This is a genomic window from Specibacter sp. NPDC078709, assembly GCF_040686795.1.
Lineage (GTDB): Bacteria > Actinomycetota > Actinomycetes > Actinomycetales > Micrococcaceae > Specibacter.
Map to the genome: position 1 here is coordinate 103482 of NZ_JBFBLU010000006.1, position 15928 is coordinate 119409.

The following is a 15928-nucleotide window of genomic DNA, read 5'->3' on the forward strand; positions in this document are numbered from 1 at the left end:
GCTCGCGCGGTTCTAGTCCCGCCGCTCATCGAGTTGCCTCTAAACGTTGATGTTGCGGCGGCAAAATATCAACGTTAAGTGTCACATCGATCTGGCGGAGCGGCGCCCGCCCCTGTAAAAATTCCCCTTCGATTACTCTCGACAGTCCAAGCCCTGCGGTGTTTAATGTTTGGTACGTTGTGATTCAAACGTATATTCGAATGGAATCTTTTCTTGAAACTCTTCCGTCTGGCCATCCACCACGCAAAACCATACTGGGCCTGGGTTGTGGCCGTGCTGGTGCTGCAACTCATTTCCACCATCGCGGCACTGTACCTACCCAGCCTCAATGCCCAGATCATTGATCAGGGCATCTCCAAGGGCGACACCGACTTCATTTGGTCAACCGGCGTCACCATGATCGTGGTGTGCTTTGTCCAGGTAATTTCGGCCATTGGCGGCATTTATTTCGGTGCCCGCACGGCCATGGCCATTGGCCGGGACCTGCGCCGTGAAGTCTACTATCGGGTCAATGCCCTCGGCGCCCTGGATGTGAGCCGCTTTGGCACGGCCACGCTGATCACGCGCAATACCAATGACGTCCAGCAAGTCCAGATGCTGGTGCTCATGGCGTTGAACTTTATGGTTTCCACGCCCATCATGTGCATTGGCGGGATCATCATGGCCCTGCGCGAGGATGTGGGCTTGTCGTGGCTGCTGTGGGTGTCCGTGCCGCTGTTGTTCATTGTGGTGGGCTTCCTGGTGGTCAAGTTGCTGCCGCTGTTCCGCGAAATGCAGGACCGGATCGATACCGTCAATGGCGTACTGCGTGAACAGATCACCGGCATCCGCGTCATCCGTGCCTTTGTTCGCGAGAAGTTTGAGGCGCAGCGCTACCGCGAAGCCAACTTGAACCTGACCCGTGTTTCGGTGCGTGTGGGCAACTTGTTTGTGCTCATGTTCCCCGTCATCATGATGATCCTGCACCTGGCCACCGCCGCCGTGCTGTGGTTTGGTGGGCACCGGGTCGACTCCGGATCCATGCAGGTGGGTTCGCTCACCGCGTTCCTGCAATACCTGCTGCAAATCCTGGTCGCCGTCATGATGGGCGTCTTCATGGTCATGATGATTCCCCGCGCTGCCATCTCCGCAGAACGCCTCGATGACGTGCTCACGGCCGAGCCGAGCCTGACCGTGCCCTCGGCTCGAGAGCTCCCGGTGACTCACGCCGTCGAATTTTCATCGGTGTCCTTTGGCTATCCAGGGGCCGAGCGGCCCGTTCTGAATAACGTTTCGTTTACCGCTGAGGCGGGAAAAACGACGGCGATTGTCGGCTCCACCGGTTCCGGCAAGTCCACGTTGTTGAACCTCATACCCCGCCTTTTTGATCCGCAGGACGGTTCGGTGCGCATTGGTGGCGTGGACGTCAACGAGCTCAGCCGCAAGCAGTTGGCGGAATTGGTGGGCCTGGTGCCGCAGAAGCCGTACCTGTTCTCTGGATCTGTGGCGTCCAACCTGAAGTTTGGCCGCCCCGACGCGGACGATTCCGAGCTGTGGGAGGCCCTGCGGGTGGCCCAGGCCAAGGACTTTGTGGAGGAGAAGCCCAAACAGCTGGCCTCACCTATCGCCCAGGGCGGCACCAACGTCTCCGGAGGGCAACGGCAGCGGTTGTGCATCGCCCGTGCGCTAGCGGCCCGCCCCCGCATTTACCTGTTCGATGATTCCTTCTCGGCGCTCGATGTGGCCACCGACCAGAGGCTGCGTGAATCCCTGCATGGCGCCACAACCGGGGCCACCATGATCATTGTGGCTCAGCGCATCTCCACAATCCGGGAGGCCGATCACATCATTGTGCTCGACGGCGGCGAAATAGTGGGCGCTGGCAGCCACGAAGAACTGCTCGAGAGTAATGAAACGTACCGCGAGATTGTTGAATCTCAGCTCAGCATTGAAGGAGTTTCCTGATGGCGCGCAAAGCAAAGGACACGAAGTCCTTGGAGCAGGCGCCCGAGCCAGACGCGCTGGACGAAGAGCTGGTCCCCGAGTACAAGCCCAGCGAGGCTGACGGGGACATGTTTGGGGGCACTCCCGCCAAGAAAGCCGAGCACTTCTGGCCGTCAGTGAAGCGGCTCGTTGGGTTGCTGCGCCCCGAGCGATTCATGTTTTCCGTGGTCATCGCCCTGGTCACAGCCTCCGTGGTGCTGACAGTCATTGCCCCCAAGATCCTGGGGCAGGCCATGGACGTCATCTTCAACGGAGTGATCGGCTCGCAGTTGCCGGCGGGCGTTCCGCTCGAGACGATTATTGCGGGGATGCGCGCCGAGGGCAACAATCAAATGGCTGACATGCTCGCCAAAACCAACCTAGTGCCGGGCGCCGGCATCGACTTTTCCCAGCTGAGCCGGCTCATCATCATTGTGTTGGCACTGTATATGGTGGCCTCAACACTCATGTGGCTGCAGGGCTACCTGCTCAACGCCCTCGTGATGCGTGTGGTGTTCCGCCTCCGCGAGGACATTGAACGCAAGCTCAACCGCCTGCCGCTGGGCTACTTTGACACCCGGCAGCGCGGGGACTTGATGTCCCGGGTGACCAACGACGTCGACAATATCCAGGCTGCACTGCAACAGGCGTTCTCGCAGCTGGTGCAATCCGCACTGACGGTCATTGGCATCGGTGTCATGATGTTCATCGTCTCGTGGCAGCTGGCCCTGATTGCGCTGATTGCCCTGCCGCTGTCGGCCATCATTGCCGGTGTCATCGGCACGCGCTCGCAGAAGCTCTTCGCTGCCCAGTGGAAACACACGGGCTCCCTCAACGGTCACATTGAGGAAACCTTCTCCGGTCTGGAACTGGTCCGTGCTTACGGCCGCGACGAGGAAATGCTGGCCGAATTCGACGACCGCAACGATCACCTGTACAAGGCAGCCTTCGGTGCACAGTTTGTCTCCGGCATGATCATGCCAGCCATGCAGTTCGTCTCCTACCTCTCCTACGTGCTGGTCGCCGTCGTGGGTGGATTGCGCGTGGCAACGGGCGGCATGACGCTCGGTGATGCCACCGCGTTCATCCAGTACTCGCGCGAGTTCTCCCAGCCCATTGGCGAGATAGCCGGCATTGCCAACATGATCCAGTCCGGTGTGGCATCGGCCGAACGAACCTTTGAAATTCTCGACGCCGAAGAGCAGGAAGCAGAGGAGGACTCGGAGCTATTGCCCGCTCAAACCGACGGTCAAGTGCAGTTTGAGAACGTCTCCTTCAGCTACTCGCCTGACACCCCGCTGATCCGTGATGTCTCCTTCACGGTGCAACCGGGCCAGACAGTGGCCATTGTTGGTCCCACCGGCGCCGGAAAGACCACACTGGTGAACCTCGTGATGCGCTTCTATGAGCTCACCGGTGGGCGGATCATGCTCGACGGTGTGGACACCCGTGAGCTGTCCCGCGAGCAGGTGCGAGCCCAGGTGGGTATGGTGCTGCAGGATGCGTGGCTGTTCGAGGGCACCATCCGGGAAAACATCCGCTACGGACGGCTCGACGCCACGGACGAAGAAATCGTGGCCGCAGCCGAGGCCACCATGGTGGACAGGTTCGTCCGGCAGCTGCCCGACGGCTATGACACCGTGATCGACGCCGACGGGGGCACCGTCTCGGCCGGCGAACGCCAGCTGCTCACGATTGCCCGCGCCTTCATCGCGAAGCCATCACTGCTGATCCTAGACGAGGCCACGTCCTCGGTGGACACCCGCACGGAGCTGCTGGTCCAGCACGCCATGGCGGCACTGCGCACGGACCGGACCTCATTCGTCATCGCCCACCGGCTCTCCACTATTCGCGACGCCCACACCATCCTGGTCATGGAAGACGGCGACATCGTCGAACACGGCAACCACGAGGAACTGCTCAAGCGCCGCGGCGCCTACTACAAGCTGTACATGACCCAGTTCCAAGGCGGTCACGATCTGGAAGACGAAGTCGCGGCCGAGGTCCACTAGTAGCCGGCGGCCCCGGCCAATTTTCGCGCCCGTCCCCCATAAATGCGCCCCGTCTACCGGGCGCATTTATGGGGGACGGGCGCATTTCTTGGTGGGGAGTCGCCTTAGCGCAGCAGGGTGTCGATCAGGCGGGCCGCTACTTTGGCTGTGCGGTTGTCGATGTCGAACTCGGGGTTCAATTCGGCGACGTCGAAGTGGAAGAGTTTTCCGCTCGCGGCCACTTGGCGGCACACAGCGGTGATGACTGGCAGCGGCACCCCGTAGGCCGCGGGGGCGCTGACGCCGGGGGCCACGGCGGATGGCAGCACGTCCAGGTCAATGGTCAGGTACACGATGTCCACGGTCTCCAGGAATGACGCCACGAACGCCTCTGTGCGCTCGGCCGAACAGTCCTCATCCAGCAAATACTTCACGTCTAAATCGTCTGCCGTATCGAACAGAGCCCCCGTATTGTTCGGTTCACTGATGCCCACGACGGCGTAATTGAGTTCCCGACCAGCGGCGGCTTCGGCGCGGGCCATCTGCAGAAACGGTGTGCCCGAGCTGGGTGCCGGGGCGTCGCGCAGGTCAAAGTGGGCGTCCAGGTTCAGCACACCCAGCCGTGCACCGTTGGCTACCGCTGCGGTTCCGGCCACACCCAGATAGCTGGCAAACGCGGTTTCGTGGCCCCCGCCCAAGACCACGGTGAGGTGTCCGTCGTCGAGCATGGCGGTGACGGCAGCGCCCAAGCGGGTCTGGCCATCCTCCAGCGCGTCGCCAATGACCACCATGTCCCCGGCATCGGCCACTGAACGGGTGCCGTGGTAGGCGAGTGAGCCCAGTGCAGTGCGGATCGCGGCCGGGCCAGTGGCCGCGCCGGTACGCCCTAGGTTGCGGGCCACGCCGGCGTCGGAACGGAAACCGATGAGCGCGGCCGGGCCGGGAAGTGTGGCGTCCAAGGAATCATCCTGGGCGGGTGCGGCTGTGGTGGATACCGCCTGCCACCAACGGCGGTGGGCGGGGGAGTCGCCGTCGTTCCTTCCAGCCCAAGGGGTGGGCGGCACATCAACGGCAAATGAAGAAAGTGAAGAAAAGGTCATGGTTCCAGCGAACAGCACCGGGGCGCACAATGCCAGCCCGGGAGTAAAGGCAGCGTCTGGCATGGCAGAAAAAACGAAAGGTGAGCAGTGCGCAATGGTCAAGAAAAACATTGTGCACTGCCCACCTTTCGAGGCGGCGGAGCGGGGGGAGGAGCGGGTTAGTTGACCCCGAACATGTCCTCAATGACGCCGATGCCGAAGAACAGCATGAACGCTGCGGCAACGGCCCACATCAACGGGTGGACTTCCTTCGCGCGGCCCTGGAACAGGCGGATCAACACGAACGCGATGAAGCCGGCGCCGAGGCCGTTGGCGATCGAGTACGTGAACGGCATGAGCGTGAATGTCAGGAAGGCCGGGATGCCGATGCCCCAGTCGGACCAGTCGATCTTGCCCACCTGGGAGACCATCATGAAACCAACCACTACGAGGGCGGGGGCCACGGCTTCGAAGGGGACCAGTTTGATCAGCGGGGTGGCGAACATGGCTAGCAACAGGAGCAAACCGGTGACAATTGAGGCCAGACCCGTACGGGCGCCTTCGCCAATGCCGGCGCCGGATTCTACGTAGATCTGGTTGGAGGAGGCAGCTGCGCCACCGCCGGCGATGGCACCGAAGGCATCTACGAGCAGGACCTTGTCCACGTCGGGGATATTGCCGTCCTTGTCCATGGTGCCAGCCTCTGCGGCCAGACCAACCATGGTGCCCATGGCGTCAAAGAAGATGCTCAGCAATATCACAAAGGCCAGCAGCACAGCAGCCAGGGCGCCGAGTTTGGAGAACGCACCGAAGAGGTTGACATGGCCGATCAGGGACAGATCGGGCCAAGACCAGGCTGAGAGCTGCGGGGAAACCAATGACCAGCCCTGCGGGTTGTTGGTGGTGCCGTCGAAGGACGGGCCAATGTGCAGCGTCATCTCAAGGATGTTGGCCAGCACAGTGGAGATGAGGATTCCGATCAGAATGGCGCCCTTGACCTTGCGCACCACCAAGCCGATGGTCAGGATCAAGCCGACCAGGAACACCAACGTGGGCCAGCCCATGAGCTTGCCGTCAAAGCCCAGACCAACGGGAACTGTGGTGCCGGCAACGTCGGGGATGCGACGCACAAAGCCGGCGTTGACCAGACCGATCAGCGCAATGAACATGCCGATGCCCACCACAATGGCCGTCTTCAGTCCCTCCGGAACAGCCCGGAAAACGGCTGTGCGGAAGCCTGTCAGCACCAGAATGAACATGGTGATACCGGAGAGGACCACCAAGCCCATAACGTCAGGCCAGGTCAGGCCCGGGTTGGTGGCAACGGTGACGGCGATGAACGCGTTGACGCCCAAGCCGGCGGCCAGCGCGAAGGGGTGTTTGGCCCAGGCACCCATGAGGATGGTCAAAATACCGGCCACGAATGCTGTCACTGCGGCAACGCGTTCCAGACCCAGCACTTCACCGGTGGAGTCGGCGCCGCCGAGGATCAGCGGGTTGAGCACCACGATGTAGCTCATCGCGAAGAACGTGGCGAAACCGCCTCGGATCTCCCGCGAGTAGTTTGAGCCGCGCTCAGTGATCTTGAAATATTTGTCGACCGCTGACAGCCTGACATCCGTTTTGGTAGCCATGTAAAGAGCCCTCCGGGCAAAGTGATATGAAATTAAGTTATTCGAGGAAATACTAGCTGGTCATGCGGTGCTGCAAGATAGTGGAGCAGCTGAATTTCTGCCATGCCAGGAAGTACGACGCCGGCCCGCACCGTAGCGTCGATTCCGCGCCTGTGTGCCGCCCTTGTTGGGCAAACTCCCATAATGGTGGGATAGCGTGAGGTGGCATTCCCCAACGATTTAAGGACGATCTGCTGTGATTTCTCCCGTCAGCCACCGTGTGGATGAGACGAACATGACATCAAAAAAACTGCTGCGCCGCTCTTTGGCGGGTATATTGGCGCTTTTGCTTGTTTTCTTCGGCACGGCCACGGCAGCTTTTGCTCACGATGCCGTGACAGAAACGTCCCCGTCTGATGGTTCTACTGTGGCTACCGTTCCGGCTGAAATTCAGATTACCCTGAGCAACACCCCGGCCGTGATTGGCTCCCAAATCCTGGTGCTCGATGAGGCTGGCACTAACTGGGCTTCTGGTGATGTGCAGGTTCTGGATAAGGCGGCCACTCAGGCGCTGCGTTCGGGAGCTCCGGCAGGCAAATACACGGTGCAGTGGCGTTTGGTGTCTTCCGATTCCCACCCCATCGAGGGAACGTTTAGCTTTACGGCGACCGCTGCCGGATCCGGCTCGGCTGCGAGCACAGGCGCGGGTGCAGGAGCTGGACCGGTTGTGTCCGTCCAGGCCCAGCCGGAACCACAAGCGGAACCCGTTCCGGATAGCTCAGCGGTGCCGTGGAGCATTGTTGGGTTGGTGGTTGTGCTGCTCGGCGTGGTGGTGGCCATGGTGGTTGTTGCCCGGCGCCGGCTTTCGAGCGAGGACTAGTTTTGCCACAATAAATTCTCAACGTATAGGCCAGTGGCCAGCCCCGAGGCTTGCCGCTGGCCTATTTGATGTGTGAGTTGTTGTGTGAAAGCTCAGGCGGTCGCGGCCAAGGAACCCGGTTCCAGTGCGGCAATGCGGGCAGAAATGGACTGGCTGGCCCGCTTGGCCTGATGCAAGATTTCCTGGGTGGTGGGCAGGGCAAGATCGCCCACGCCCACGAGGTAAAGGCCAAGAGCATGCATACCCGTGCGGACCTCGGTGGCGGTGGTGACACCTGCACCATGCAGAACTTTGCGCAATTGGCTTAGCGCACCCCGAGTAAAGACAATGCTGTGAGCGGTGAGGGTGCCCGAAGTTGTCAGTATCCGCCATTGACGCTGGGCCATCTCGTCGCCGTTGTGGTGGGTGAAATCCAGGGCCTGAGTTGCCGGGCGGATATCCATCTCATGGCGCCGGGCATAGTGCTCCAGAAGCCGAACGATCTCGCTACGTTCGTTCAAGGCAGCCAAGCTGATGCCACCTGTGGTGGGCGGCGTAGCGGAGTGTTTCAGAGGGACGGAGCTGTCCACCACAATGGTCTCAACGCCCTGCCTGTTGAGCTCGGTTGCAATGGCTAGAGCAGAGAATCCAGAACCAATCACTACGGTGGTGGTACTTTCAGCGGTGGTTCCCCGCGGAGCAACCGCGTTTGTGGTAGCTGCGCCGGCGGTTTGACCCGGCATTGTCATGGCCCGGGGCAGGGCAGTTTTTATCGCAGCCATCATGGCAAATGCCTCCTCGAACGGTAGGAGAATTCACGGGCGGCACAGGCCAAGTAGGGCTGCGCCGAAGGGCGGTTGAAACGATGAAACGTCTAGGGCTCGTCCTGAAACTTGAGGCCTAAAATCAGGGCAGCACTCGATCTAAATAGGCGTTGCGAAACACCTTTTTGGGATCCAGAACATCCCGAACAATACAGAACTTTTCTAGATCTGGGTAGAGCTCTATAAAGTCCTTCGATTGGAGGAAATGCCACTTGCCCCAGTGCGGTCTGCCCGAGTGTGCTCGGAAGATTTCTTCGGCGGCTCGGAAGTACTCGAAGGGCGAGGATTTTACGTGCTGGTGGATGGCGATGTAGCCACTGTCGCGGTGATTGGCCGTGGATAGCGCTATGTCATCTGCCGCCGCACTGCGAACCTCCACAGGGAAGGAAATCTGCAGGCCGCGGCGGGCGATCATGGCCTCGAGCTCAGCCAGTACCGTTGGGATTTGTGCCAGTGGCACGGCGTACTCCATCTCCCTGAAACGCACCGTCCGTTGCGTGGCAAACACCTTGTGTGAGGCATCGCCAAACTCCCTGTTGCCTGTCAGTTTGGCGGCCATCTTGTTGATCCCGGGGATCGCCGAGGGTACCTTCGCAGAAAAATTGCACAGGGCCGAGAACGCCGTGTTGGAGACCAACACGTCATCCACCAAACGCGAGGCCGGGGACAAGGAGCCCACCCCCTGCGGCAGCCCGCCTGGTGGATAGCGGGTATTGGTCTTGGTCAGGGCCAGCTCGGTGTGCGGAAACCAATAGAACTCAAAGTGGTCGCGGGTGGCGTTGCGTTCGGCGAGTGACTCCAGAACGGCTGGAAGCGGCTCCGGCCTTTCCACGGCATGGAGCATGAAGGAGTCCACACAAGCCAAGGTGACTTCAACAATGATTCCAAGTGCGCCAAGCCCCACCCGGGCCACCGCGAACAAATCTGGATTCTCGGTGGCGGAACAGCGCTTGAGTTCACCTGTCCCGGTGACAATCGTCAGGGCCCGGACCTGGGTGGCAATGCCGCCAAACTTCAGGCCGGTGCCATGAGTACCAGTGGAGATGGCGCCGGAAATGGATTGCTGGTCAATGTCACCCAAATTCTCCATGGCGAGCCCATACGGTGCCAACAGAGCAGGGATCTCGTGCAGCCGGGTGCCGCCTGCCACGGTGGCCAGTTTCGCCTCCCTGTCGACCCGCAGCAGTCCGCTGATGCCGTCGAGGCGCAGCTGGACGCCAGAGGTCAGGGCAATATCGTTAAAACTGTGCCCGGAACCCACAGCTTTGATGGTGACACCGCTTTTGGCCGCAGCCATGACCAGGGCCGAGACCTCGGCCACCGTGCTGGGCAGGGCCACGGTGCTGGGTCGGCAGCGCTGGTCCCCGGCCCAATTCCGCCACTCACTCATACGAACGTTTTCCCTTCCCCGCGATAGGTGAGCGCCCTGCCCACCCTTTGGCCGCCGTCGAGCATCTCAAGAGCGTCAACATGCTCACAGATCTCCCCAGACTTTGCGTGCCGGAACCACACCTTCTCACCCAGGCTCAACGTGGCGGCCGCTGCCCCGCGCAGAGGTGTCTGAACTTCACCGGCGCCCTCTGTGCCCACGAGCGACAACCCGGCCGGGTAGACGGCCACGGGGGAGCGGTCAGGGCCTGCGGGACCGGAGGCAATCCAGCCTCCGCCCAGAACGGTCACCATGTCCGGTGCCGGGCGCCTGACCACAGGCACGGCAAATCCGACGGCGTGGGCTGGGGTGAAGCGCGAATAGCCATCGAAGAGGGTGGGGCCGAAGAGTCCCGACCCGGCTGCCAGCTCTGTCACGGAAGGATCGCCGGCGGTCAGTTCCAGGCTTCCGGTGCCGCCGCCGTTGACGAACTCGAGATCGTACACATTGCGTACAGCAGCGACAACGGTGGCGCGGCGGTCCATGATCTCGGCCATGGACGAACGCTGGATTTGTTGGAGGAGCTGCGACTTGGCCACATCTGCCACCTTGTTGCCCGTGTGTGGGGTGTCCTGCAGGCCAGCAATTTGGGCCTCATAGGCCATGATGCCCACGAGTCGGAAGAGCTGGGCGCCGCCAGCACGGTGGCCGGCGATCGCCAGTGCCAGGCTGATGGCATCGGCGCCGGTCCGCACGGGCGAGCGGTACACGCCAATGTGCCCCAGGGCTCGCCCTGCGACCTTGGGCCGCCAAGAAGCATCCAGATCCAGGCAGAGGCGGAGCGGGAGTACTGGGTGCAGGTCTGCCAGCGTTGCCACCATCCAGTCCAGTTGCTCAGTGGAATCCACCATCAGTGTGATGCGGGCGCAGGCTTGGGGATTGGCCGCGAGGGCGAGCAGGGCTGCGGCGTCGGAAGTTGGGTAGGCCACCACAATGTCGGTGAAAGCGTCAGAGGGATCTGCGGCGAGCCACAACGCCTCCGGCAGGGTAAATCCGAGGATCCCGGCAAAGCCTGGCTGGGCCAGTACGGCTCGCAAAATCTCTTTACTGCGGATGGATTTGCTGGCCACCCGGATAGGCTTGCCCGCAGCGCGACGCAGCAGGGAGCCGGCGTTCAGGGATAGCGCGGGAACATCCACAACAGCTAAGGGCGCCGACAACTCGGCGCAGGCAACATCAGCCTGCGCCCAGAGAGCATTCTGGGTGCCGGAATCTGCCTCCGGCTCACCGCGCAGACCGCGCGCTACCGCCGATTCAAGCAGTTTCAACATGGTTAACCACCCTCCTACTCGCGAGTAATGCCCACTCTGTCACATGTGCGCGGCCAGATGTATAGATGGCAGATGATGTCATCTTCGGCGCTCGCCGCACCGCAACTTGACGTGCATCACTGAACCCGCAATAGTCACAAGTACAGGCCGCGACGGTGAGGCAAACGATGATTCTTTGTCTCTCCTGTACGTATGAACTAGGAGGCGCACGATGACCAGTCAAGAGCAATCACCGCAAGGCGCAGCGCACCAGCCCATCCCCGCACCGACAGGGATTGTGGTCGGGATCGACGGCTCCCAGCAGAGCAACTGCGCCCTGATCTGGGCTGCCCGGCAAGCCAAATTGCGCAAAGTTCCGCTGCATCTTGTCACCGCCTACACCGTCCCTATCTTCGCCGCCTCAGGCCTGGATGGCGGCTATGCAACTGTTGACGATGACGTCATTCGCCAAGGTGCCGAGGCTGTCCTTCGCGAATCGGCTGCCAAGGTAGCCCACCTAGACATTGAGATGGATGCCCGGGTTGAAAATGGCGACGCCGCAGGCGTGCTGCTGGACCTGAGTGAAACCGCTGAACTGTTGGTCTTTGGTTCACGCGGGCGTGGCGGTTTCATTGGCAGGCTTCTGGGTAGTGTTAGCTCCGCCCTGCCGGCCCACGCAAAATGTCCCACCGTTACGGTGCCCCTGAGCTGTGCCCCACGGTTGGAAGAAGAGCTAGAGCCAGGAACAGCTAAAACCAGTGTTGAGCTGGAAAAAGTTATCACCGTGGGCGTCGATGGTTCGGACCAGGCCCGGTACGCGGTTCTCGTCGCAGCTGAACAGGCAGAGCGCACCGGCTGCATGCTGCGGATCATCTGCGCCGTCCAGCCGTACACCGGATCGTTGGCGTGGATGCCCGCTCCGGTGGACCGAGACGCCTTGTTTGCTGAAATTCAGGAACAGTTGGACGCCGGTGAAAAGTGGTTGCGCAATCACTTTCCGAAGCTGCCCATTGAGGTCAATCTGCTGGAAGGCTCTGCCGTTGAAGCTCTCGTGAAGGCCACGGAAACCACGGAACTGGTGGTCATGGGAACCCGTGGCCGCGGCGGCTTTGCCGGAATGATGCTCGGCTCCACCACGGACGGGGTGCGGCACCACGCCAAGGGTCCGGTCATGGTGGTCCGGGACAGGGAAGATCCCCGTCAAGAGGACCGTTCGGCATTTGGTCCCCTGCTGCAGGCCTAATTTGCTGCGGTCCTATGAGCCTGCAGGCCTATGGAAACTGGTAGATGCTTAAAACGCCGTGGGGCCCTTCCGAATTGGAAGGGCCCCACGGCGTTTTTGGTGAGCTAGCTGCGCTACTGCTAGATGATCTAGTTGCGTTAGTACCTAGCAGCGTACGGGTACAGGCTCATGTAGTTGGGGACCATGTCCGACAACCTTGTGACGGCCACGGGCTGGCTTTCGTTCAGTGCCTGGACCACCTGGCCGTTGCCAATGTAAATGGCCACGTGGCTGAAACGGCCGTTGCCATCGTGGTTGAAGACCAACAGGTCACCGTACTGCATCTGCGACAGCGGAACCCGCACTGGGGCAGCCCAGAACTGGTCTGAGCCTTGGCGCGGCACATACTTTCCAGCTGCAGCGAAGGATTGCTGCACCAAACCTGAACAGTCAAAGGCGTTGGGTCCGTTGCCACCCCACTGGTACGGGCTGCCAATTTTAGACATGGCGTAGTTGACCATGACCTGGGTGTAACTGCCTGTTGGGGGAGCAACGGGCGGAGCGACAGGCGGCTTGACCGGTGCGACCGGTGCCGGAGTGGTGGGTGGCGGTGTTGTCGGTGCGGGCGGTGCTGGCGGCCTGGGCGCATTTGTGGCAGGCGTGGTGGGGGCTGGAGGCCTCGGTGCGCTCGTGGCCGGAGTTGTGGGAGTTGCAGTGACCGGTGGCTTAGGTGCTGACGGCGCTGGCACTGCAGGAATGACCGGCGGATTGCTTCCGGACACTGGTGGGCGGGCGGGCGCCGGCGTGTCCCCGGATGACTCAATCTGCTGTTTCAAAGCTTCCTCACGGGCCTTCTGCGCCAGCGCATCAACCCTGGCACCTTCCAGTTCCACTGTGGTGTTGTGGAGGCTGGCGAGCCTTTGCAGGAGAACATCTCGTTGCGACTGGTTTTGTGCCACGACGGCGGCCTGGGCGTCGGCGGCTCCCTGAGCTAAGGCGCGGGAAGACTCGGCGGCTGCAGTGGCCTGCGCAGCGGCAGTGCTTGCGGCCAGGGCCTGTGCGTCCAAAGCGGCAGAGGTGGAGGCGGCCGCTTCGGCTGATGCGAAGGTGTTGGCCCGGTTGGAACTCAGAGCCATGAGTGTGGAGGCCTGATAGAGGGCGTCATCACTCTCATCGCTGGTTAGCAGTGTTTGGACGCTCAGTCCTACGCCGCCGGACTTATAGAGATTGCCTGCCAGCTGCCCCAACTGCTTTTTGGCTTTGCCGTGCGCACTACGAGCCGCCTCGGATTTCGCGCTAGCGGTTTCGGCCTCGTTCCGACGCTCGTCCAGAACTACCAAAGCTTCCGTGTAGGCATCACTGGCGCCCAGGGCAGCCATACTGGTGGCCTGCAGTCGGTCATTGGCCGAGGACAGAATAGCTTCGAGCTCGGCAGCGGCTGCAGCGGTGGCCGCTTCAGACTTCTTGGCCTGAGCGATCTCATCTTCACTGGGGATGGATGGAAGGTGAGGTTGCGGCGCAAACTTTTGGAACGCCGTCGAACTTAATGCACTTGCGCTGACTGCGCCGGACACGCTGAATGATGTTTGCGAAGCTGGTGCGGCTGTGACGGGAGAGATGACTGCGGCCGAAGCCAAGGTGGCACATGCCAAGGTGGCGGTGCCGCGAAGTAAAAAGCGCATACTCATCCAAGGGCCTCACAGTGGTTAGGAGCGTTACATGATGCGGTTTTCACGCCGCGGGCCGGAGTCTGGTGACTCACAGCTCATTTACACAGCTATCCCAGACCCTACGGCCCCACAGATTGCTTTGGCAACATGAGAAACACCATTCACATGAACCACACCAGTGTCATTTAGCCCCAGCCCAAGTCGTGTAGTCGCTCGTCGCTGATGCCGAAGTGGTGGGCGATCTCGTGAACCACTGTCACAGTGACTTCGTGGATGACCTCTTCGCGGCTGTGGCAGATGTCCAAAATGGGCTGCCGGAAGATGGTGATCCGGTCCGGCAATGAGCCGGCTTCCCACCAAGAATCCCTTTCGGTCAACGGTGTTCCCTCATAGAGGCCCAGGAGTACCGTGTCTGGATGTTCGCCGTGGGCCGGCTGGTAGTCATCGGCGATGAAGATCGCCACATTGTCCATTTCGGCGCGGATATCGGCGGGAATCCGGGCAATGGCAGCCTGGACTGCGGCGTCAAACTCCTCCTCGCCCATGCTGAAAGGGAGAAAGGAGGGAATGCCTGCCAAGGGGTTGTGATGCATGACTCAAGCCTAGTGACTTATTGGTGGCTTGGCCGCGTAAATACTGGGTTTTGCGTCTGTGCGCCCACGATTCTGGTGCTTGCTGGGCGTCATTTTTTGGCTCCCGACCTCGATTGAGCGCTGCGTGGTGAATGTTCGTTTTGTGTTCTGAGCAAATAGGACCTATAGTTTTTGAAGTCCACTTCGGACCAATGCGGTGGCAACAACGCAGAGGATAAGAAGCTGACTTAGGCCCCCATCGTCTAGCGGCCTAGGACACCGCCCTTTCACGGCGGCGGCACGGGTTCGAATCCCGTTGGGGGTACTTGCGAGTGAGTGGTAAATCAGCTGGAAAAAGGCTGGTACGCTATAACTCGTGAAAATCACACGAGAGTGTTGATAGCAACAAAGGCAGTAAATGTATGGCCCTGTAGCGCAGTTGGTTAGCGCGCCGCCCTGTCACGGCGGAGGTCGCGGGTTCGAGTCCCGTCAGGGTCGCTTTGGTTTTCTTGACTAGTGCAAGAGGATCTGGTGACGAGATTTTCAGATCACCAAGGCTCTGTAGCTCAGTTGGTAGAGCGTTCGACTGAAAATCGAAAGGTCACCGGATCGACGCCGGTCGGAGCCACCAGTAAGACCCCGAGGAATCGGGGTCTTTCTCATTTAAGTGCCTTAGTGGCCGCTAACCCGGTGGCCCCTCTATCGCCATCCTCGAGTTGCCATGTCTGGCCCCGAAAATGCGATTAAACGGGCCATATCTGACGACTCGAGTGCGGCATCTGAGGACTCGCGTGTGGCCAAGGTCTCTGTGGCACCCCCAGCTAGCCAAAATGGTGTTTTATGCCACAATGGCCATTAGGGTCGGCTTCATCTTGGCTGACCGTGGGCTTCAAACTGGGGGTCTCCATGCGATCGAAACGATCTTTGCGGCAAGTATTCCTTTTATTGGTAATCCTGATTATGGGATCTTTGACCGCTACCGGCTGCTCCTTGATCCCCGGTGTTGGTGATCAGAGCAGCGACTCCGGTAGTGGCACGGATGCGGGCCAGCCCCGCGACATAGGCACGGACATAGGCACGGACACAGGCCAGTCGGACACGGGTGCAGACACTGATCCGGACACACTAGCCACAGAGCTGGGTGACTTGGGCGTCCTAGGTGGCAACGCCGAAGCCTGCGTCAGTGTGACGGCGGTGGTCATCACCGGCAGTACCTTGGCATTCCTGGCGAAGATTGACCCGAGTGGCGAGAGCTCCCAGAAAATGGCTGATCAAGTGCAAGAGTCCATGAAGAAGGTTCCGGCAGAGATTAAGGGTGATCTGGAGAATCTTCTGAAGGTCATCAATGACTCAGCCGTCGACGGCAAGACCTGGGACGATACCAAGTTTCAAAAGGCCATGGAGCCCATTGGTGCCTGGGCCAAGAAGAATTGCGGAAGCGAGTAATTGGTCCGGAT

General features: G+C 60.7%; 12 protein-coding genes and 3 tRNA genes. 8 read left to right on the forward strand and 7 right to left on the reverse strand.

Annotation, left to right across the window (positions count from 1 at the left end; translation table 11 throughout):
• The first annotated feature begins 213 nt into the window (after positions 1 to 213).
• A complete protein-coding gene (locus AB0P14_RS12375) occupies positions 214 to 1944 on the forward strand; it encodes an ABC transporter ATP-binding protein (RefSeq protein ID WP_363842490.1) in 1731 nt (576 codons plus the stop codon).
• Positions 1944 to 3974, forward strand: a complete 2031-nt coding sequence (locus AB0P14_RS12380; RefSeq protein ID WP_363842493.1) for an ABC transporter ATP-binding protein — start codon at positions 1944 to 1946, stop codon at positions 3972 to 3974. Before AB0P14_RS12375 ends, AB0P14_RS12380 begins: the two co-directional genes overlap by 1 nt.
• 104 nt (positions 3975 to 4078) lie before the next feature.
• Here AB0P14_RS12380 and hutG read toward each other — a convergent pair whose 3' ends face one another.
• Both hutG and AB0P14_RS12390 read right to left on the reverse strand, forming a co-directional pair.
• Complete coding sequence (gene hutG / locus AB0P14_RS12385; RefSeq protein ID WP_363842903.1) at positions 4079 to 5053, reverse strand: formimidoylglutamase; 975 nt, start codon at positions 5051 to 5053, stop codon at positions 4079 to 4081.
• A gap of 158 nt (positions 5054 to 5211) precedes the next feature.
• A complete protein-coding gene (locus AB0P14_RS12390) occupies positions 5212 to 6666 on the reverse strand; it encodes an NCS2 family permease (RefSeq protein WP_363842496.1) in 1455 nt (484 codons plus the stop codon).
• Positions 6667 to 6940: 274 nt separating this feature from the next.
• Between AB0P14_RS12390 and AB0P14_RS12395 the strand changes: the two genes are divergently transcribed.
• On the forward strand, positions 6941 to 7525 hold the full coding sequence (locus tag AB0P14_RS12395) for a copper resistance CopC family protein (RefSeq protein WP_363842498.1): 585 nt from the start codon (positions 6941 to 6943) through the stop codon (positions 7523 to 7525).
• Between the two features lie 92 nt (positions 7526 to 7617).
• Here the strand turns inward: AB0P14_RS12395 and AB0P14_RS12400 are convergent, their stop codons facing one another.
• The 3 genes from AB0P14_RS12400 to AB0P14_RS12410 form a co-directional block, all read right to left on the reverse strand.
• Entirely contained in the window at positions 7618 to 8289 is a 672-nt protein-coding gene (locus tag AB0P14_RS12400) for an FAD-binding protein (protein WP_363842501.1), read from the reverse strand.
• A 121-nt stretch (positions 8290 to 8410) separates the two neighbouring features.
• Entirely contained in the window at positions 8411 to 9718 is a 1308-nt protein-coding gene (locus AB0P14_RS12405) for a D-arabinono-1,4-lactone oxidase (RefSeq protein WP_363842504.1), read from the reverse strand.
• On the reverse strand, positions 9715 to 11028 hold the full coding sequence (locus tag AB0P14_RS12410) for an amino acid deaminase/aldolase (RefSeq protein ID WP_363842507.1): 1314 nt from the start codon (positions 11026 to 11028) through the stop codon (positions 9715 to 9717). Before AB0P14_RS12410 ends, AB0P14_RS12405 begins: the two co-directional genes overlap by 4 nt.
• Positions 11029 to 11239: 211 nt before the next feature.
• On the opposite strand from AB0P14_RS12410, the gene AB0P14_RS12415 reads away from it, so the two are divergent.
• On the forward strand, positions 11240 to 12250 hold the full coding sequence (locus AB0P14_RS12415; RefSeq protein ID WP_363842510.1) for a universal stress protein: 1011 nt from the start codon (positions 11240 to 11242) through the stop codon (positions 12248 to 12250).
• Between the two features lie 137 nt (positions 12251 to 12387).
• Here AB0P14_RS12415 and AB0P14_RS12420 read toward each other — a convergent pair whose 3' ends face one another.
• Positions 12388 to 13917, reverse strand: a complete 1530-nt coding sequence (locus AB0P14_RS12420) for a C40 family peptidase (protein ID WP_363842513.1) — start codon at positions 13915 to 13917, stop codon at positions 12388 to 12390.
• 167 nt (positions 13918 to 14084) lie between these two features.
• The gene (locus AB0P14_RS12425; RefSeq protein ID WP_363842516.1) at positions 14085 to 14492 is read right to left on the reverse strand and encodes a metallopeptidase family protein; all 408 of its coding nucleotides are present in this window, start codon (positions 14490 to 14492) and stop codon (positions 14085 to 14087) included.
• Positions 14493 to 14723: 231 nt separating this feature from the next.
• Here AB0P14_RS12425 and AB0P14_RS12430 point away from each other — a divergent pair.
• The 4 genes from AB0P14_RS12430 to AB0P14_RS12445 all read left to right on the forward strand — a co-directional run bounded on the left by AB0P14_RS12430 (position 14724) and on the right by AB0P14_RS12445 (position 15917).
• Positions 14724 to 14796: transfer RNA gene (locus AB0P14_RS12430), tRNA-Glu, on the forward strand.
• A 99-nt stretch (positions 14797 to 14895) separates the two neighbouring features.
• Positions 14896 to 14969: transfer RNA gene (locus tag AB0P14_RS12435), tRNA-Asp, on the forward strand.
• A gap of 57 nt (positions 14970 to 15026) precedes the next feature.
• A tRNA-Phe gene (locus tag AB0P14_RS12440) sits at positions 15027 to 15102 on the forward strand.
• 329 nt (positions 15103 to 15431) lie between these two features.
• Positions 15432 to 15917, forward strand: a complete 486-nt coding sequence (locus tag AB0P14_RS12445; RefSeq protein ID WP_363842519.1) for a hypothetical protein — start codon at positions 15432 to 15434, stop codon at positions 15915 to 15917.
• The last annotated feature ends 11 nt before the right edge of the window (positions 15918 to 15928 follow it).

Coding starts and splice junctions, on each gene's coding strand:
- AB0P14_RS12380 (WP_363842493.1), top strand. CDS start 1,944: ATGGCGCGCAAAGCAAAGGACACGAAGTCCTTGGAGCAGGCGCCCGAG.
- hutG (WP_363842903.1), bottom strand. CDS start 5,053: ATGACCTTTTCTTCACTTTCTTCATTTGCCGTTGATGTGCCGCCCACC.
- AB0P14_RS12390 (WP_363842496.1), bottom strand. CDS start 6,666: ATGGCTACCAAAACGGATGTCAGGCTGTCAGCGGTCGACAAATATTTC.
- AB0P14_RS12395 (WP_363842498.1), top strand. CDS start 6,941: ATGACATCAAAAAAACTGCTGCGCCGCTCTTTGGCGGGTATATTGGCG.
- AB0P14_RS12400 (WP_363842501.1), bottom strand. CDS start 8,289: ATGATGGCTGCGATAAAAACTGCCCTGCCCCGGGCCATGACAATGCCG.
- AB0P14_RS12405 (WP_363842504.1), bottom strand. CDS start 9,718: ATGAGTGAGTGGCGGAATTGGGCCGGGGACCAGCGCTGCCGACCCAGC.
- AB0P14_RS12410 (WP_363842507.1), bottom strand. CDS start 11,028: ATGTTGAAACTGCTTGAATCGGCGGTAGCGCGCGGTCTGCGCGGTGAG.
- AB0P14_RS12415 (WP_363842510.1), top strand. CDS start 11,240: ATGACCAGTCAAGAGCAATCACCGCAAGGCGCAGCGCACCAGCCCATC.
- AB0P14_RS12420 (WP_363842513.1), bottom strand. CDS start 13,917: ATGAGTATGCGCTTTTTACTTCGCGGCACCGCCACCTTGGCATGTGCC.
- AB0P14_RS12425 (WP_363842516.1), bottom strand. CDS start 14,492: ATGCATCACAACCCCTTGGCAGGCATTCCCTCCTTTCTCCCTTTCAGC.
- AB0P14_RS12445 (WP_363842519.1), top strand. CDS start 15,432: ATGGGATCTTTGACCGCTACCGGCTGCTCCTTGATCCCCGGTGTTGGT.